Raw genomic sequence first — 17,590 nt, 5'->3', positions numbered from 1 at the left:
TTCCAGGGCAGGTTCATTCATTGGGCTTTATTAAGCTTCCTGATCTCCTGTTGTTTACCATGTTCCAGCCTAATAATCTGATTTCCCAGCATTTCTGCTTCCTTAATATCATGCGTTACTAAGATAAAGGGAATCTGCCATTGAGCTTGGAGCTTAAGCAACTCTTGTTGGAGTGCACTCCGCGTGTCCTGATCTAGTGCTGAAAGAGGTTCATCGAGCAACAGAAGTTCGGGTTCAGTCATTAACGCACGAGCAAGAGCAACTCTTTGCTTTTCCCCACCCGAAATCTGATTAGGATAACGATTTCGAAGATGTTCGATCTTTAGCATCTCTAAGACATTGGAAACGGTAAGGACTTTATTGGGGATACTCCCTTTTTGGGGCTTACCATACATCACATTCTTCTCAACAGTCATGTGTGGAAAGAGAGCATAATCTTGAAATACATACCCTAGGCGTCGATTCCTGATTGGAATATCTACACTACGCTCAGAAGCGAAGACAGCCTTGTCGTGGATTTTAATTTCCCCCCACGAAGGAGTCTGAAGGCCTGCCAAACACTGCAGAATCGTTGTCTTGCCGGCGCCGGAGGGACCCACAAGGGCAAGAATTCCATCACTCAACGAAATATCGACTTCAAGCTCAAAGGTAGGTAACTTTTTTTTGAAATGAGCCTTTAGCATTATGAGGTGCCTCCTTTGGGAATGCGATCACGTTGAGATCGTTTCCCCCACCGGTTCAGTCCGTAAATGACGAGAAAACTAAAGACCGTCATGATCACAACCAAGATGCTTGCCTGAGTTGTATCGCCCGCTTCATTAGCAAAATATATGGCAATAGGCATTGTTTGCGTCTTGCCGGGTATATTTCCAGCGATCATCAAGGTTGCTCCAAATTCCCCCAGAGACCGGGCGAAGGCCAAGACTAGACCCGCAACAATACCATTTATGGCTAACGGAAGGGTTATAGTAAAGAACACCTTTAGTTCTCTAGCCCCCAATGTACGAGCTGCCTTCTCTAGATTTTGGTCAACACCCTCGATGGCAACCTTCACAGCTTGATACATTAATGGGAAAGCTACGACAGCTGCCGCTATCACGGCTCCCGCTAGGGTAAAGACAATTCTAGTCTGAAACCATTGTTCGAATAATTTACCTAAAGGACCATTCTTCCCAAAGACATAAAGCAACATAAAGCCGATAACTGAAGGGGGGAGCACCAGGGGCAAAGTAATGATAGACTCGACGACATCTTTGCCCATGAACTCACGCTTGGCCATAAGTGCCGCTATAGGTATAGAAAAACAAGTGACAATAATAACGGCGGCAAAGGCAACTTTCAGAGATAAAATAATCGGAATAAAGCTAAATTCCATAAGGTTCCCCCAAAAAACTAATTTATTTTGCTAAGGTCTTAAACCCATAGTTTACAAAGATTTTTTGGGCATCTGAACTCTGTAAGTACTTTAGAAAGTCCTCTGAGGCTTGTTTGTTTTTAGTAGCTGCAATAACAGCGGCAGGGTAAGCAATGGGCTTGTGACTGCTTGCAGGGATTACTGTTACGACTTTAACTTTTGTGGACCCTTGAGCATCGGATTGGTAGACAAGTCCTGCCTCCACATTTCCTGTTTCTACATAATTCAGGACCTGAGTCACATCCTTAGCCAACACGAACTTTGGCTTTAATGCATCCCACAGCTTGAGATTCGTCAAGGATTCTTGCGCATATTTTCCAGCAGGTACGGACTCAGGTGTACCAATGCTAACCTTATCAACCTCCGCTTTAGTCAGATCTTCGAGGGATGTAACCTTGGTGTTATCCTTCCCAGCAACCAGCACTAACTCATTTCCTACTAAGTCGACTTTACTCTCTTTAACTAATAAATTCTTTTGTTCGAGGGCATCCATTTGTGTCTTTCCTGCAGAGATAAAGAGGTCTGCTGGGGCACCCTGTTCGATTTGTTGTTGGAGAGTACCCGAAGCCCCGAAAACAAGGGTAAGCTTTACTTCAGGAGTTTTCTCAGCATACGCTTTTTGGAGGTCGGTCAATGCATCGTTCAAACTGGCTGCGGCAGATACCATGATTTCTGTGGTTTCAACCTTTGCGACGTTTGTTGCCGGTTGGTTAGTACCTCCTGCACTGCAGCCTGCCAAAGATAGGATTAATAACAAACTGAATAGTAATAGCCATGATCCTTTTTTCATTTATGCTCCCCCTCATGAATTATGATATGTACTCGGCGGTACAGTCTTGGTATGCAGTTTTTTGTCGTTCCGCGGAGGTTCCAGGTACTTTCGCGGAACGACAAGTTCCACTGAGAAAAATTAGCATTTGGTTTATTCCGGCTCTAAGATAGGATTTATAATGTTTTTTGAATAGAGAAGATGATTAATTCTCTCCGTGAATCAACCGTTAAATTCTCACCATCGTCACTCCAATGTCGGATGGTTTCCCAAAATACATTGCCGTGGTCACAGCTGCATCAATGCCAGTATGAGCAAATTCTTCGATGTTGTCTCCATTGATGCCACCAGCTCCCAGCAGTACGATATTGGGGTTAATTCCCCTGATTTGAGCAACGATGAGTTTCAAATCGTTGGCTGGGAGCTTATCAAATTGTAATCCGCTAACTCCGGCTTCGATTAACAGGCGAGCATCGTCCAGCGTTTCAACCTCAACTATGATCTTCTTTTCACAGGCATAGGCTTTATTCTGTCGAATGACTCGGGCTAGGTCGTTAATATCGCCCAGAAACGCCAGATGCTGTTTAAAAATTAAGATGGTTTCTGATAAACCCAGTCGGTGTGGAAAAGCACCACCCGCAAGGATGGCCTTGATGGACAGTTCTTTCGTTCCGGGAAACGATTTTCTAGTGGCTAGTACCGTCATTTCTGGGTTCACTGCTTTGACCTTGTCCACCATCTTTTTTGTTCTGGTCGCAATCCCTGAGGAGTACTCTAGGATATTCATCGACAACTTCCAAGCCATATGCAGGCTCGATGCTAACCCCTCAGCTTCAATGAAGACATCCCCTTTGTCAACAAGGGTACCCGTTGACAGCGCTCGAATCGGCGTAATTCCCAGCTTAGTAAAGATTCGCAATACTTCCTCGACCCCTGATAACACTGTATATTCTCTAGCTGTAAAACAGATTTTCCCCTGATGTCCGCCGATACCTAACGTTAGCGTAGTTAAATCGAGATACGGAACATCCTCTTTGATCCAGCGGTCGATGGTTTCGTCACTGATATAGAGCATCGTCTTTACCCCCATTTTTCCTGTGAGTCTATTTCCCCTTGATAAAACCGTTCTTTTCGAAAATCTTCATGGCCTCATCACTTTGTAAATAGGCCATAAACTTCACGGCCGCTTCGCTGTTTTTGGAGGCAGTCACCACTGCTGCTGGTAAAACCACTGGTGTATGCGAATTTGCTGGTGCTGACGCCACGATTTTCACCTTATCTGAGGTGATCGCAATCGTATCCCAGACGAAACCCGCTTCAGCGTTACCGGTCTCCACATAAGCCATGACTTGCATGAGGTCTTTCCCTATGACCATTTTTGATTGGAGGGTGTCCCATAATTTAAGGGTGCTTAAGGTTTCCTTCGTGGTCTTGGCTGCTGGAACGGATTCAGCTTCACCAATGCCAATATGTTTAACCTCTGGTTTCGTTAAATCTTCAAAGCCTTTAAGGGTTGTGTTGTCTGTCTTAACGATTAAGACAAGTTCATCTCCGAGCAGATTTACCCTTGAATCTTTCTTGACCAGTCCCTTTTGCTCCAAGGCATCCATTTGCGGCTTTCCTTGGGAAATGAAAATATCCGTGGCAGCGCCTTGTTCGATCTGAGTTTGTAGTGAACCGGACGGCCCATAATTAAAAACAAGGTTTACTTGAGTTTCTTTGACCGAATACAGCTTCTTGATCTCTTCGAAAGAGCCTTTCAAACTGGGAGCCGTCGAAATCATCAGCTCGATCGCTTCTGTCTGTGCAACTTTGCTGTCGTCCTGTTTTGGGGTTTCTTTGACGGCGTTTGAACAACCTGAAAGAACTAACACAAGTAAACATAACAAACATGCAACAAGTCTTACGGCAACCTGAGTTTTAGTCGACTTCCGAAATTGATTGAAAAAATCCATAAACTTCTCCTCTTTCTCCATCCATTTCCTACTAACTTGCTAAACAATAATCAGATCCACTGGGTGGCAGTACAGGTTCCAAGGTTGTGGTTTGTCCCTCAAAGCCGACCAAGTTTGTTTTGTGATCTCCCACTGAATTTGCTGGTCATGCTGTCTTAGAGTCTCATTCTTCACGTTTAGATATAAGGTTATCCGAGAGGGAGTCTCACTGGTGGCCTTTAGCCAACCACACAATACATTGTCCCTTTTTTCATCAGTAGCCCATTCGATCGAGTGCGCACGAATACCCACATAAGCAATTTTTTGAGGAAGTTCGTGCTGGGTTATTAAGTGAATTCCCCAATCCAAGGCCTCTAACTCAAATGGTGATAGGTAGTTAGCCCGAGAAAAATTCTTACACCCGGTTAATTGCGCGGAGATCAGGGTTGGCGGTGATCGAAATAGGTCTTCTGTCCCTCCATGTGCTTCAATTTTACCCTGTGAGAGCACGACCAATTGATTGCAAATGCTATAGATTTCGTCCATGTTATGGGTTACGAACAGGGTAACCCCTGGATAGTCGGCTATGGTTTCCGTCAATTGTTGAACCATGTGACTTCTGAGATAGTCATCCAGTGCCGAGAAGGGTTCATCGAGGAGCAAAGCCTCTGGCTCAATCGCTAAAGCCCGGGCTAGCGCAACGCGCTGCTGTTGTCCTCCCGAAAGCTGGTTGGGGTACCTCTTTTCCAAGCCTTCCAGCTTAATCATCGTCACCATTTTCTTAATGATTGCCCTCTGAGCGTCTCGCTTTTTATCTCCAAGCCCAAAACCAATGTTCTCTTCGACGGTCATATTGGGAAAAAGAGCGTAATTTTGAAATAAATAACCCAGCTTTCTCTTCTGACAGGGGAGATTGATGCCCTTCTGGGAGTCAAATAGAATACGACCGTTGAGAACAATTCTGCCTTGATCAGGGGTTTCAATGCCCGCGATACAGCGCAAGGTCATGCTTTTACCGGAACCAGATGCTCCCAAGAGTCCAAGAATGTCCTGACCCGTCTCGAAATGAACATCGAGCTCAAAGCCCGGAAGTGTTTTTTGGATATCAACCAATAAATCCATATTATCTCCTACTAATAGTCGCAATCATCTTGCGCTGGTAATCAGTCCAGTAATTCATTAGCGTCATCACGATGATCGAAATAAGTACGATTAGAATCACCCAAATCAAGGCCTTTCCCATGGCTCCGCTCTCGGCCGCAAAGAAGATTGCCGCCGGAATGGTCAAGGTTTTCCCGGGAATATTACCACCTATCATCAGTGTGGCACCAAAATCTCCCAAAGCTCGCGCAAAGGCCAAGACAGTACCTGCAGCGACTCCCGGCCAAGAAAGAGGAATTGTAATCTTCCAAAATATCTTCCATTCCGAGACGCCCAAGGTGCGTGCCGCATAGATCATCGTTTGATCAATTTGTTCAAAGGCGCTTCTGACTGTGCGATACATCAAGGGAAAGGCGACAACCGTCGCTGCGATAACGGTAGCGGGCCAAGAGAATATGACAGTCGTGCCAAGGGCCAACAGGAACTTTCCCAAGGGTCCATTCTTACCAAATAGGATTAGCAGCAAAAATCCTACCACAGTAGGTGGTAAAACCAGAGGCAGAGTTAGGACTCCATCAATCAATCCTTTGAATTTCCCCCGATATCCCGAAACAAAGCAGGCAGCTGCGATTCCCAAGAAAAAAGTCACAATAGTGGCTATGAAAGCTGCTCTTAATGAAATTAGTAATGGGGAAAAATCCAGTCCCCTTAAATTAGTATAAACACAAATAACCCCCTTCCCTTCGTCAAGAACAATGAATAAAAAAATAGGACTCCCATGAAAGGGAGCCATGAATAAACTGGTGTTCCAGTCTAATATGAGCTACTCCTTTTCAAAACGTGAAGGCATACCTATTTCTGGGAACACCCTGAGGGCCAAGGCCCTGTCCAGCGACCATAGATTTGCTCGTTAGGTCATTCTGGCTCGGAGATTAATTATTCAATTTTTCCAAGTATTTCTCCCTCTTGAGATATACTCACCGCACAACCTTCGCTATAGTTAGTATATCGAGTTATGTTAGTTTATACTTGCCGGTGTTATGTAGATGGGACCTCGTGTTTAACTTAAACAAACATAAGCTAAGATAACTGAATTACATCGTCATTGTACAATGTGTTATAATATATTGCAAGTACATTAGCGATGATTTTTTCTAATCAATGCTAGAAAATATTCAGAAGGGACAGGTGCGTTCGCTATGTCCAATGATGTTTCTTATACGCCTGAAGAAGTTGCTAACATCCTTAGAATTTCCAAGTTTACAGTTTATGAACTCATAAAGCGGGGGGAGCTAACAGCTTACCATATTGGTCGCAAAGTCCGAGTTGAGGGTACTGATATTGAAAATTATAAACGAAAATCTAAGGGACTTAATCCCCTAGAATTCCCCGTCGCATCCCCATTAGACTCCCCCATATCGAACGACCGCTCAAATCATTGTTTTAAATCTGACGAAAGCTTAGTCATTTGTGGTCAAGATATTGTCTTGGACATCTTAACCCGCTATTTGGAAAAGCAATTTCCACAGGTTCACTTCCTGCGTCGTTATATTGGAAGCATCGACGGTCTCATAGCCCTCTACCGTGGCATGGCGAACGTTGTTACTGCGCACTTATGGGATAGCGATACCAACGAATATAATACCCCCTATGTTCGAAGGCTTTTACCCGGTCATCCGACCTGTATTATTAACTTGGTTTATCGAATGGAAGGCTTTTATGTTGCCAAAGGAAATCCTCAGAATATAACCACTTGGAGTGACCTAACCAAACCAGATGTTCGTTTTATTAACCGGGAAAGAGGGTCCGGCGCAAGAGTATTGTTAGATGAGAAACTAAGAATTTCTGGAATTAACCACAAAGATATCCTTGGCTATGGAGATGAAGAAATGACCCATCTTGCCATAGCGAGCAAAGTTGCACGCGGTGAAGCAGACGTTGGTTTAGGGATTGAAAAGGTAGTCATGCAATTTATAAATCTTGATTTTATCCCTCTGCATAAAGAACGCTATGATTTAGTAATACGACAGGAAGATCTAGAACGACATCATTTTCAGGCATTAATGAGTATCTTGCAATCCCCTGCTTTTCGAAATGAAGTGCTGGGAATCGGAGGGTACGACATCTCCCAGATGGGACAAATCATTGCTAAAATGTAATAGAAAGTGGCTAACCTAAACTTATAGGTTAGCCACTTTCAAATATTTGTTTAAAATTCTAGAAGGTCATGATCACGTAACCAAGAACGAGTACAATCAATAAACTTTTTCGCAGCGGGAGATAGGTCTTTCAGAGAAAGTGCTGCAATTCCTATGATACGATAATGAGGTTTATCTAAATCAACTATGTGTACGTTTTCGGGTACATTGAGCAAAATTAGTTCAGGAAGAATACTGATCCCCAATCCCATTTTTACCATTTCTAAGATGGTCTGTTCTTCCATTAATTCATATTGGATCTGTAGTTTCACTTTGTTTTCATTCAAACTGCGTTTAATATTGTCATCATTACCCCATTGCGGCATAATAAAAGGCTGATTTTCAAGTTGATCGAAGGAGATAACTTTTTGATGTCGCAGCGGGTGCTCAGGTGGCAAGAGGACCACCAGTTTGTCCTTTTTTAAGGGAATGACTTCAAATGACTTTGAGGTGGGCAGTGACAAAAAACCAAAGTCAACCGTGCCGTTGGATATCCAATCATTCATTTCATCATAACACCCTTGGTACGTTTTTATTTCGATAAGAGGATGAGTTTTATGAAATTGAGATAAAATCCCAGGAAGCCATCGCGTTGAAACACTGGATAAAGTTCCTAGGCGAACGGTACCAGTATTTACCCCTCTAATTGCAGCCGCTTCCTGCCGCAAAAGCTCCTCTTGGTGCAAGATTATTTGTACATGTTTAAGAATGCGCTCCCCGTTACTGGTCAAGCTTATGCCAGAACGATCTCTTTTGAGTAAGATAAATCCCAACTCATCTTCGAGGGTGGAAACTGCATAGCTCACACCTGACTGCGTCATATTGAGCTTTTCAGCCGTTTTGGTTAGGCTGCCAACTTCCACAATTGTATTAAAGATCTCAAATTTTGTTAGTGTCAAGTTAAGCACCTCTCCTACATAGGTATCGAATAACAATATATGTTCAGTGTTTTATATCAAATCCCGGATAATATAAATTTTATGCATGTTATGTTGGGTTGTCAATGACCGCATCAAACAACATCCGGCTAGGGCCCTGCATATAGTTCAAAAAAAGTGAAGCAATGTATATAATCTTTTGATTTTACCAGGCTCTATTTATACTGTAAGCTATTATTTAGATAAATAAATTCCGATATCATCAATCTGGCTTGCATTAGTGCCACTTCTCTATAAAAGTACACAAGGAGGAATTATTTAATAATATGAACAATGCCTATTTCCAAATTAAACTTCCGGAAAATGAACCTGTAAAAAGTTATATGCCAGGATCATCTGAAAGGGCTGCTTTAAAAGCAGAACTTGAAAGACAATTAGCGGACCCAGTCGAAGTTCCGATAATTATTAGCGGAAAAATAATTCGTACAGAAAACAAAACATACATAATTTGTCCCCATGATCATCAAAAAGTACTTGGCGTATACTCTGTAGCAGGTGAAAAAGAGCTTTTTATGGCTATCGAAGCAGCAGAAGCAGCAAAAGAAGAATGGGAAAACATGCCTTGGGAGCATAGAGCGACTATTTTCTTAAAAGCTGCAGATTTGTTGACTGGAAAGTACCGGGCAAAATTATCGGCTTCCTGTATGCTTGGACAAAGCAAGAATGCTTACCAAGCAGAGATTGATGTTATCTGTGAATTGGCAGATTTCCTTCGATTTAACACTTACTACGTACAAGAAATCTACAAACAGCAACCAGCCAACTCCAATGGTGTCTGGAATCGTGTTGAATATCGTGCCCTTGATGGTTTTGTTGCAGCAATCACTCCTTTCAACTTTTCAGCAATCGGTGGTAACCTTGCTTCAGCTCCAGCGATGGCTGGTAATACTGTTTTGTGGAAACCATCAACAACATCGGTTCTTTCAAACTATTACGTCATGCAAATCCTTATGGAAGCTGGTTTACCTGCTGGTGTTATTAACTTTGTACCCTGTAGAGGGGTTGACTTCGGTAAAGTTGTCGTGAGTCATCCTAAAATGGCAGGCTTTCATTTTACAGGCTCGACCGGAGTATTCAACGGTATTTGGAATCAAGTGGGTGAAAACATTGATAAGTATGTTACCTATCCTCGTCTTGTTGGGGAGACAGGTGGTAAAGACTTTATCTTTGCTCATGAATCTGCGGATATTGAAGCACTTACCTGTGCAATTGTGCTGGGTGCCTTCGAATACCAAGGACAAAAGTGTTCGGCTGCATCCCGTGCGTATATTCCCGAAAGTCTCTGGGGCGAATTAAAAGAACGACTTGAAAACGAAATTGGAAAGATTAAGATGGGTGATGTTCGTGACTTTACGAACCTTATGAACGCTGTAATTGATCATAAATCATTCAAGAATATCCGAACCTATCTTGATTATGCACGGGAATCGAACGATGCTGAAATCATCATTGGTGGCGGATGCGATGACAGTGTCGGATACTTTGTAGAGCCGACAGTCATCTTAGCAAAGACCCCTACCTTCAAGACGATGGTAGAAGAAATTTTTGGACCCGTCATGACCATTTATGTCTATCCAAATGACGAATTCGAATCAACATTAATAGCCTGCGATACAGCTACCATCTATGGACTGACAGGTGCCGTTTTTGCTCAAGATAGATCGGCAATTATCAAGATCTCTAAAGCCTTAGATCATGCAGCCGGTAACTTCTACATCAACGACAAACCAACTGGTGCTGTAGTTGGACAACAACCCTTCGGTGGCAGTCGTGGATCAGGTACCAATGATAAAGCTGGCAGCGCCATCAGCTTATATCGTTGGATGAGTCAACGTACAATTAAGGAGACCTTGGTTCCTCGTACAGAAGTTAACTATCCTTATATGCAAGAGGAATAACCTTGTCGATAATGATCAAGGTAACTTAATTAGAAGCTGCATGGTCAATGTGGGACCCAGACGATGAGATTAAAGAAGAATTTTATCAAGACTGAGTCAATCTCTTGCAGCACATTCAGCTTACCTGTTTACAGCTGGACATCTTACACCGTCAATCTATGGATATTAAACTGCATCAGTAATATTATAGCGACAATTGTGGATTTTCAACTTATTACTTGAAGGGTCAATCGATAGAGGCTGGTTGTGTAATTTGAACACAGCCAGCCTCTTCGTCTCTTAGAAGTACGCTAAGAGGAGCGGTAGGAATGATAAGTTATGATCCTTTCAAATAATACTCATATCCGCTCGCTACACTCGGAATATTGGTGCAAGTAGGGTGATACACGTCGCAGTTGCTGTTTACCGAAAAAAGACACATTAAATTTGCCATACTTAAAACTTTTTAATGATTTCAATAGTCTAACAGTCAGAAGGAGGCAATAAGATGACAAATAAACAGCTGTTTGAAACCTATATTTCTAAACATATAAATAGCATTTATCGGTTTGCTTATACATACACCACAAATCAAGAAGACGCTGAAGACGTAGTTAATGAAAGTGTTCTTAAAGCCTTAAAGTCAATAAACTCATTAAGAAATCCTAATCAGATAGGGACATGGTTATATAGGATTGTTGCAAACACAGCACTCACGAATATTAAAAAAAATAAAAAGATAGTGTACTTAGATCCTAAAGACATGGCGGATGTTCAAGATGATGGTGATGACTTTTCCAATATTTCTTTTGAGCAAATGATAGGCGTTCTGGAACCAAAGTATAAAAGTATTCGTGGTTTTAAGATTTTTCGAAGGAATGCCTCTTGAAGATATTGCACTTATTCTCGATGAAAATTTAAATACGGTCAAAACAAGGCTCTATAAAGCGCTGAAAATACTTCGAATTGAAATGGAGGGAGCGTTATGAACGAAAAACTAGAAAAAATGAAGGAAGAGTATATGCAGATTAAGGCGTCTGACACATTAAAACAAAGGATTGATATTACCATAAATGCATCTAAAATAAATACGGCTAATACTTGGAAAAAGGTGACAGGTTTAGTTGCTTGTCTCGGTATTGCCTTTAGTTTATCTCTTAATCTAAGTCCGGTCTTTGCAGCGACAGTAGCTGATATACCAGGAATGAGCGAAATGGTAAAAGCGTTAACATTCGGAAGATATGTAGGTGAAAGACGTTAGAACGGATAATGAAAGTATTCTTGCAATTGATGTCTATATAGTAAATACTGTCGGTTCATCATCGACAACACATAAGTTCTATACCATAGATAAGAAAACAAAAACTTTGCTTACATTACCATCCCTCTTTAAGAAGGATTCTGATTATATTACAAAGCTTAGCGAGTATATTAAAGCCGAAATGAAAAGACAAAATGAGAAAGGTGAAAATACTTATTGGGTAGATGATCCAACATTCGAAGGTTTTGAAAATATTAAAGAAAAACAGAATTTTTATATCAATAATGATGGCAGGATCGTAATCTGCTTTGATAAATATGAGGTTGCTCCTGGATCATCAGGAAGCCCTGAGTTTGTTATTCCTGATGAAGTAGTTAAGGATGTATTAAAGTAATATGTAGCATATAATACCAAAGCGGAATATTCAGGATGCGGTTATTCGGAATCTCTAAATAGTCGGAGAAGCTACAAAGAGAGTATCACAAGGAACCAAAGAACAACACCAAGAAATTCCACGGAAATAAATGGACGGACTACGCGATGTGTTAATACATGATTACATGGGAATTAGTCTAAAAATTGTTTGGAATGTGGTGCAGAACGAGTTGCCTCAACTTAAAGCTAAGATAATAGAATTATTGGCTTAAGCACTGGACTTTTTTGTTCAGTGTTTGTTTATTTGGAGTTATTACACGAAGATGTCTGAAGCATGTGTTAGAATATATTTAAAGAAGCCTGACGTTAAGGACTGTTCCTCGTGAGTCGGCGCGCAAGCCGGGTACGGTTCCCAACTTGCACGAGATTATAGTATTGGAGGGGAGATAACCGTCCCCAACTTGCACGAATAAGGGGGTTTTTAAATGAGTGAGATTCTGAGTATCCGTCAGCGTACGGAGAGAGAAGAGCAGGAACGCCTTTCACCTTATGCAGCAAAGAGCTGGGAGGCTAAGCGTGAGCGTTTAGAAGAGGAGTGCCCAATACGCACGAAGTTTCAACGGGATCGTGATCGGATATTGCACAGCAAACCGTTTCGTCGGCTTAAACATAAGACTCAGGTATACATTGCTCCTTCGGGAGACCATTACCGCACGCGGATGACGCATAGCTTGGAAGTTTCCCAAATATGTCGAACAATTGCTCGGGGGCTTCAACTCAATGAAGATCTCATTGAGGCGATTGCTTTAGGACATGATGTTGGCCATACTCCCTTCGGACATGTCGGAGAGGAGGCTCTGCGGCGAATTATTAGTCACTTCGAGCATAATGAACAGTCGATTCGGATTTTAAAGGTCTTAGCGTGCGAGGGACAGGGTTTAAACCTGACAGAGCCTGTTCTGGACGGGATTTTACATCATACCGGAGAAGGAGTACCAAAAACCCTTGAAGGGCAGGTTGTAAAGACTGGGGACCGGATAGCCTACCTCTGTCATGACTACGATGATGCCTTGCGGGCTGGTTTGCTGACACCGAGTGATTTGCCAGTGACTGTTCAAGGAATGCTAGGTGTGAAACCGAGTGATATGATTACGACGATGGTGGTTGACATGATTGAGACATCCCGTGGATTAGGTCACATTAAGCAATCAGTAGAGGTATATAGTGCAATGCAGGAATTTCGTCAGTTTATGTTTGCTAGAGTGTATAATAGTGTAACTTTACGTGATGAACGGCGCAAAGGACAATACATTGTCCAAGCACTTTTTGAATATTATCGTCAGGATATATCGAAATTACCTGAGCATTTTTTGATTTGGGCAAGTGGGAATGAAACCCAAGCAGTTATTGATTATATCTCAGGGCTCACAGATAATTATGCCATTGATTTATTCCAAAGTTTATTTATTCCTCGAAAGTAAGAGAATAAGAGATAACTATTGATTACATCCTCAGCGTATGAACACTAAAATTCCTACGAGCCTTTTCATTTCATTTAATGAAGTGCGAAGGCTCGTAGGAATTAAAAAGGTGCAAATCAATAGAAGATGCCGATAAAAAAGTATAAGTTATGGACAATAGAAGTAAACTAAGGCTTGGCGGAAGCTCTAATTTACGCTGATACTTAGTCCTTCTTTAAAATAAAGCTCTCATTTCGCTTAATAGGTTCGCTGGTGTCTATATGACCTAGAATTCCAGGATGCTTTTGGCCATCAATTAGAAATTGAACACTATGAATGTTAGGGAGAGTCGTCAGCGTGTTAACGATACTATACAACGTCATTTGTTCGCCGGCGGAACCGCCGCCAAAGTTTTTTTGGAATTCTTGAGAGAGATCAATCGCCGCAATACCATCGGTACTTATTGACGCGTTGAGAAGAATAGTACCCTCAGGGAGTGGTTTTTCCAACCCGGAAGGGGGAACTGCTAGTTCTTTGAAGATTGCTTTGATTACTTCCTGATTAGTTACTTCAACCGTGCGATTCGCTGCTATCAAACCTGTGGCCTGCAGATTTGGATAATATAGGGTTAACTTAAGAGATTGCGGAGTGGATTCAGAGGGTGTTACCACTGGAGAAGTTGGTGCAGGTGCAGTTGTGTTATCGGGTGATTTGATTGTTTGTGTTCGAGTTGAATTACAGCCAATCAAAAAGGCGCCAGTAAGTAACAGACAGATTGATAAAATCAGCGAAATAAAAGATCGTTTATTCATAAAATATCTACCTTCCTCATAAAGTTCTTTATTTGTACTCTTCAGAACCTGAGTTGGATTTTTTGATTAGATCTATACTATCATGCTTTTCAAGTATGGAAAAGGGTGGCTCGGGGACCACAATTTGCACTAAGTAGACCAATGGTAAAAGTAAGAATAAATAATTGTCGAAGTAAGCAGGTATTCTTTTTGAAAAAGGAGAATTAGGTATACTTAGTTAGTGCTCCATGCCCCTAATAAAATCTGACAACTTGAATTAAAGAACTAAAAAGAGGATTTTGTGAATTCTCGGCGAAGAATTGTATAAGACAAGGGTTGACAAACTATATTAATTGTGGCTGAGAATTGAAAGGCGAGAAACGTGAACAATCGGCTTCATGAAGAGTTTATACCAGAAGAGATTATCGAGGAAGTGCGATTGCGCACAGATATCATTGAGGTAATATCTGAATATGTCAGTCTCCAGCGCAAGGGGAACAACTATTGGGGTATTTGTCCGTTTCACTCGGAAAAGACACCAAGTTTTTCAGTGTCCGCCGAGAAACAAATGTTTTATTGTTTTGGGTGTAACTCTGGAGGAAATGCTTTTTCATTTGTTATGAAGAAGGAAAACTGGTCTTTTGTGGAAAGTGTTCAGAATTTTGCTAGCCGATATGGAGTAGCGCTTCCTGAAAAATCACTCTCTCCGCAGGAACGAGAAGAAAATCGACTTCGTCGAAGGTGGGAAGAAATTCATGAATGGGCTACCAGTTATTATCAGGACATTTTAGTAAGGTTGCCAGAAGGAGAACCCGGACGAGTTTACTTTGCTAAACGTGAGGTCGATCTGGATACGATCAACCGCTTTCGGCTTGGTTATGCTCCGGAACGCTGGGATGGCTTAATAACTTACATGCAGGAACGAGGGGTTCAGCCACATGAATTGGTAGGAGCAGGGCTGGCCTTAGAAAAAGTGACATCTGGTAAAGTAAGCCGGTACTATGATCGTTTCCGCAATCGCGTACTCTTTAGTATACTTGATCGGCGCTACCATACTATTGCCTTCGGGGGGCGGGTTCTGGATGATTCACTGCCTAAGTATCTGAATTCTCCTGAGAGCACGTTCTATAATAAAGGCCATCATCTCTATGGGATGCATCGTGCGCACCAAGGAATTCGTGAAGAAGGTTACGCTCTATTAGTTGAGGGTTATATGGATGTCATTGCGCTGCAAAATGCTGGGTTCCCGAATGCGGTGGCCTCTCTAGGTACTGCGTTAACACGGAATCAGGCGACTCTATTAAAGCGGTATGCACAACGCGTTGTACTTCTCTATGATTCGGATGAGGCAGGTGTTCAAGCTGCTTTAAGAGGGGGAGAAATCCTCTGTGATGTCGGGATCCGAGTGGATGTTTTAACCTTAAGTGGAGCCAAAGATCCGGACGAATTTTTAAAGAGCTATGGCTTGGAAGAGTTTAAACGATCATTAAGCCGGGCGTTAACTTATGTAGAATTCAAATATCGGACATTTGTCCAGAACAAGCTTCCACAGACTATTCCTGAAAAAGCTGAAATAGTGATGAAATTAGCTCCAGACATTCTTAGAGTGAACAGTCCGGTTGAACGAGAAGGGTATGAACGCTTTTTAAGTCTGGAACTTGGCCTTACTTTGGAAGCTGTGCAGCGTGAGATTGTAAGTCAGGAACCGAAAAAAGCTAAAAAGGAGCGAGAACACGAATATTCTCAACAAAAACAGGTTAGTTCTGGGAAAAATAGAGATAATATTAAGGGTACCATTATAGGTAAGGGTAATATCGAACAGCCCCAACCGACTGTCTATTTAGCGGGTTATCGCGCAGAGCGAATGCTTTTACGATTGCTCTTAGAAAATAAGGCTCATTTGCCGAGAATTAAGGAAAGACTAGGAGAATCCTTTTGGAAACTTCCGGCACACCAGCAAATTTTTAAGTATCTCAACCAGGATGGCGTATTGCCCGCGCATAGCGACGAAACGGTTCAAAGCTGTTTGGCTAGCCTGCTCTTGGAAGAGTTAGATATATCTCAAACTGAGCGGCTTTTAGAGGATTGCATAAAGGGCATTCTTTCAACGCAAGTAGTGGAAAGAGTGGAAGATCTTCAAGCGCGCATGGCAACTTTAGAAAAATCCGGTGACATGGCAGGGGCTATGGCTCTGTTGAAAGAGATAGGAGAGCGGTTGAAACGTGGCGAATAGTAAGGTCGTAGGCACCCAAAAGAATGATCCGAAGAAAGGTGGGGGACAGGTGAACGATGAACAAAAAATGGACAACGTCCAAGCCCTCATTCAGAAAGGCAAAAAGAAGGGTTCCATAACCTATCGAGAGATTATGGATGCTCTCCAAGGGATTGAGCTTTCTGCGGATCAGATAGATGATATCTATCAACAACTTGGTCGGATGGGAATAGATGTGGTGCCAGAGCCTGGAGAAGTTGAACTCGAAATCATGAAAAAGGGCAAAGATGACGATGACGATGATATCGTAGAGGATCCTGAGGATGAGGTCGAAGAAGAAGCTGAAGTGGATCTTTCCGTTCCTGAAGGAGTGGGAATTGATGATCCAGTTCGCATGTACCTCAAAGAAATTGGACGAGTTCCTCTACTATCAGCGGATGAAGAAATCGAACTGGCAAAGCGGATGGAGGAAGGCGACGAGGAGGCAAAGCGGCGACTAGCCGAAGCCAATTTGCGTCTAGTGGTCAGTATTGCCAAACGGTATGTAGGACGAGGTATGCTTTTCCTAGATTTAATTCAAGAAGGTAATCTGGGGCTGATTAAGGCTGTCGAGAAGTTTGATTATATCAAAGGGTTTAAGTTTAGTACGTATGCTACATGGTGGATCCGCCAAGCGATTACTCGTGCCATAGCCGACCAGGCCCGGACGATACGGATTCCTGTGCATATGGTAGAAACCATAAACAAATTGATCCGAGTTTCGAGGCAACTCTTGCAGGAATTGGGAAGAGAACCAGCTCCTGAAGAAATCGCTAAAGTGATGGATATTCCCGTTGAACGAGTACGAGAAATTATGAAAATTGCCCAAGAACCCGTTTCTTTAGAGACCCCGATTGGGGAAGAGGAAGACTCTCATCTGGGAGATTTTATCCCTGATGATGATGCACCAGCCCCGGCGGAGGCAGCATCCTTCATTCTTTTAAAAGAGCAATTGGAAGAAGTTCTGGAAACATTAACCCCACGTGAAGAAAAAGTTCTCAGATTGCGCTTTGGACTTGATGACGGGCGGACGAGGACATTGGAAGAAGTGGGACAGGAATTCGGTGTCACCCGTGAACGAATTCGTCAGATTGAGGCTAAGGCATTGCGGAAATTGCGCCATCCAAGTCGCAGTAAAAAGCTAAAGGATTATTTAGAATAAGTGACCCTGAACTTGTTCAGAGGCCCGTCCCAATAGGAACACTTCGCGGCGAAGGGCAG

The 17,590-nt window shown here is 42.5% G+C and carries 19 protein-coding genes and 1 riboswitch; of the genes, 10 read left to right on the top strand and 9 right to left on the bottom strand.

Annotation, left to right across the window (positions count from 1 at the left end; genetic code table 11):
• Positions 1-17: 17 nt before the first annotated feature.
• From JL57_RS15535 to modB (JL57_RS15505), 7 genes are all read right to left on the bottom strand, one after another.
• Positions 18-683 carry an ATP-binding cassette domain-containing protein gene (locus JL57_RS15535; RefSeq protein WP_034142933.1) on the bottom strand — a complete coding sequence of 222 codons (666 nt, stop codon included), beginning with the start codon at positions 681-683 and terminating at the stop codon, positions 18-20.
• A complete protein-coding gene (gene modB / locus JL57_RS15530; RefSeq protein ID WP_034142932.1) occupies positions 683-1,375 on the bottom strand; it encodes a molybdate ABC transporter permease subunit in 693 nt (230 codons plus the stop codon). Before modB (JL57_RS15530) ends, JL57_RS15535 begins: the two co-directional genes overlap by 1 nt.
• A 22-nt stretch (positions 1,376-1,397) precedes the next feature.
• Positions 1,398-2,204 carry a molybdate ABC transporter substrate-binding protein gene (gene modA, locus JL57_RS15525; RefSeq protein ID WP_034142931.1) on the bottom strand — a complete coding sequence of 269 codons (807 nt, stop codon included), beginning with the start codon at positions 2,202-2,204 and terminating at the stop codon, positions 1,398-1,400.
• A 208-nt stretch (positions 2,205-2,412) separates the two neighbouring features.
• Positions 2,413-3,258: a ModD protein gene (modD, locus tag JL57_RS15520; protein WP_034142930.1), complete on the bottom strand. Its 846-nt coding sequence runs from the start codon at positions 3,256-3,258 to the stop codon at positions 2,413-2,415.
• A gap of 28 nt (positions 3,259-3,286) precedes the next feature.
• A complete protein-coding gene (gene modA, locus JL57_RS15515) occupies positions 3,287-4,138 on the bottom strand; it encodes a molybdate ABC transporter substrate-binding protein (RefSeq protein WP_034142929.1) in 852 nt (283 codons plus the stop codon).
• 39 nt (positions 4,139-4,177) lie between these two features.
• Complete coding sequence (locus tag JL57_RS15510; protein WP_034142928.1) at positions 4,178-5,239, bottom strand: sulfate/molybdate ABC transporter ATP-binding protein; 1,062 nt, start codon at positions 5,237-5,239, stop codon at positions 4,178-4,180.
• A 1-nt stretch (position 5,240) separates the two neighbouring features.
• Positions 5,241-5,948 (bottom strand): molybdate ABC transporter permease subunit, encoded by a 708-nt coding sequence (gene modB / locus JL57_RS15505; RefSeq protein WP_045691638.1) that lies wholly within the window; start codon positions 5,946-5,948, stop codon positions 5,241-5,243.
• A gap of 80 nt (positions 5,949-6,028) precedes the next feature.
• A riboswitch (molybdenum cofactor riboswitch) is annotated at positions 6,029-6,161 on the bottom strand.
• 256 nt (positions 6,162-6,417) lie between these two features.
• Between modB (JL57_RS15505) and JL57_RS15500 the strand changes: the two genes are divergently transcribed.
• Complete coding sequence (locus JL57_RS15500; protein ID WP_034142927.1) at positions 6,418-7,377, top strand: helix-turn-helix transcriptional regulator; 960 nt, start codon at positions 6,418-6,420, stop codon at positions 7,375-7,377.
• A gap of 50 nt (positions 7,378-7,427) precedes the next feature.
• Here the strand turns inward: JL57_RS15500 and JL57_RS15495 are convergent, their stop codons facing one another.
• On the bottom strand, positions 7,428-8,315 hold the full coding sequence (locus JL57_RS15495) for a LysR family transcriptional regulator (protein ID WP_034142926.1): 888 nt from the start codon (positions 8,313-8,315) through the stop codon (positions 7,428-7,430).
• A gap of 305 nt (positions 8,316-8,620) precedes the next feature.
• On the opposite strand from JL57_RS15495, the gene pruA reads away from it, so the two are divergent.
• The 7 genes from pruA (at position 8,621) to JL57_RS15475 (ending at position 13,348) form a co-directional block, all read left to right on the top strand.
• Entirely contained in the window at positions 8,621-10,252 is a 1,632-nt protein-coding gene (pruA, locus tag JL57_RS15490) for an L-glutamate gamma-semialdehyde dehydrogenase (protein ID WP_034142925.1), read from the top strand.
• 487 nt (positions 10,253-10,739) lie between these two features.
• A complete protein-coding gene (locus JL57_RS15485; protein ID WP_291300149.1) occupies positions 10,740-11,120 on the top strand; it encodes an RNA polymerase sigma factor in 381 nt (126 codons plus the stop codon).
• Positions 11,110-11,220, top strand: coding sequence for a hypothetical protein (locus tag JL57_RS36460; RefSeq protein WP_366557037.1), 111 nt, complete (start codon positions 11,110-11,112; stop codon positions 11,218-11,220). Before JL57_RS15485 ends, JL57_RS36460 begins: the two co-directional genes overlap by 11 nt.
• Positions 11,217-11,492, top strand: coding sequence for a hypothetical protein (locus JL57_RS34575; protein WP_291300148.1), 276 nt, complete (start codon positions 11,217-11,219; stop codon positions 11,490-11,492). Before JL57_RS36460 ends, JL57_RS34575 begins: the two co-directional genes overlap by 4 nt.
• Positions 11,479-11,886: an RsiV family protein gene (locus JL57_RS15480; RefSeq protein WP_291300147.1), complete on the top strand. Its 408-nt coding sequence runs from the start codon at positions 11,479-11,481 to the stop codon at positions 11,884-11,886. The genes JL57_RS34575 and JL57_RS15480 overlap by 14 nt, the downstream gene beginning before the upstream one ends.
• Before the next feature lie 130 nt (positions 11,887-12,016).
• A complete protein-coding gene (locus JL57_RS36455) occupies positions 12,017-12,139 on the top strand; it encodes a HepT-like ribonuclease domain-containing protein (RefSeq protein ID WP_366557036.1) in 123 nt (40 codons plus the stop codon).
• A 213-nt stretch (positions 12,140-12,352) separates the two neighbouring features.
• Entirely contained in the window at positions 12,353-13,348 is a 996-nt protein-coding gene (locus JL57_RS15475; RefSeq protein ID WP_034142924.1) for a deoxyguanosinetriphosphate triphosphohydrolase, read from the top strand.
• A 203-nt stretch (positions 13,349-13,551) separates the two neighbouring features.
• Here the strand turns inward: JL57_RS15475 and JL57_RS15470 are convergent, their stop codons facing one another.
• Entirely contained in the window at positions 13,552-14,139 is a 588-nt protein-coding gene (locus JL57_RS15470) for a GerMN domain-containing protein (RefSeq protein WP_034142923.1), read from the bottom strand.
• 361 nt (positions 14,140-14,500) lie between these two features.
• Between JL57_RS15470 and dnaG the strand changes: the two genes are divergently transcribed.
• Together dnaG and rpoD are read left to right on the top strand one after the other, a co-directional pair.
• Positions 14,501-16,351, top strand: a complete 1,851-nt coding sequence (gene dnaG, locus JL57_RS15465) for a DNA primase (RefSeq protein ID WP_045691004.1) — start codon at positions 14,501-14,503, stop codon at positions 16,349-16,351.
• On the top strand, positions 16,341-17,531 hold the full coding sequence (gene rpoD, locus JL57_RS15460) for an RNA polymerase sigma factor RpoD (RefSeq protein WP_034142922.1): 1,191 nt from the start codon (positions 16,341-16,343) through the stop codon (positions 17,529-17,531). The genes dnaG and rpoD overlap by 11 nt, the downstream gene beginning before the upstream one ends.
• Positions 17,532-17,590: the final 59 nt, after the last annotated feature.

Source organism: Desulfosporosinus sp. BICA1-9 (assembly GCF_000802135.1).
The sequence above is the reverse complement of the archived record's forward strand: the minus strand, read 5'-3'. Positions and strand labels throughout refer to the sequence as shown.

Excerpts from the sequence above, each read along its gene's own strand:
- JL57_RS15535 (WP_034142933.1), bottom strand. The coding sequence starts at position 683 with ATGCTAAAGGCTCATTTCAAAAAAAAGTTACCTACCTTTGAGCTTGAA.
- modB (WP_034142932.1), bottom strand. The coding sequence starts at position 1,375 with ATGGAATTTAGCTTTATTCCGATTATTTTATCTCTGAAAGTTGCCTTT.
- modA (WP_034142931.1), bottom strand. The coding sequence starts at position 2,204 with ATGAAAAAAGGATCATGGCTATTACTATTCAGTTTGTTATTAATCCTA.
- modD (WP_034142930.1), bottom strand. The coding sequence starts at position 3,258 with ATGCTCTATATCAGTGACGAAACCATCGACCGCTGGATCAAAGAGGAT.
- modA (WP_034142929.1), bottom strand. The coding sequence starts at position 4,138 with ATGGATTTTTTCAATCAATTTCGGAAGTCGACTAAAACTCAGGTTGCC.
- JL57_RS15510 (WP_034142928.1), bottom strand. The coding sequence starts at position 5,239 with ATGGATTTATTGGTTGATATCCAAAAAACACTTCCGGGCTTTGAGCTC.
- JL57_RS15500 (WP_034142927.1), top strand. The coding sequence starts at position 6,418 with ATGTCCAATGATGTTTCTTATACGCCTGAAGAAGTTGCTAACATCCTT.
- pruA (WP_034142925.1), top strand. The coding sequence starts at position 8,621 with ATGAACAATGCCTATTTCCAAATTAAACTTCCGGAAAATGAACCTGTA.
- JL57_RS15485 (WP_291300149.1), top strand. The coding sequence starts at position 10,740 with ATGACAAATAAACAGCTGTTTGAAACCTATATTTCTAAACATATAAAT.
- JL57_RS36460 (WP_366557037.1), top strand. The coding sequence starts at position 11,110 with ATGCCTCTTGAAGATATTGCACTTATTCTCGATGAAAATTTAAATACG.
- JL57_RS34575 (WP_291300148.1), top strand. The coding sequence starts at position 11,217 with ATGAACGAAAAACTAGAAAAAATGAAGGAAGAGTATATGCAGATTAAG.
- JL57_RS36455 (WP_366557036.1), top strand. The coding sequence starts at position 12,017 with ATGGACGGACTACGCGATGTGTTAATACATGATTACATGGGAATTAGT.
- JL57_RS15475 (WP_034142924.1), top strand. The coding sequence starts at position 12,353 with ATGAGTGAGATTCTGAGTATCCGTCAGCGTACGGAGAGAGAAGAGCAG.
- JL57_RS15470 (WP_034142923.1), bottom strand. The coding sequence starts at position 14,139 with ATGAATAAACGATCTTTTATTTCGCTGATTTTATCAATCTGTCTGTTA.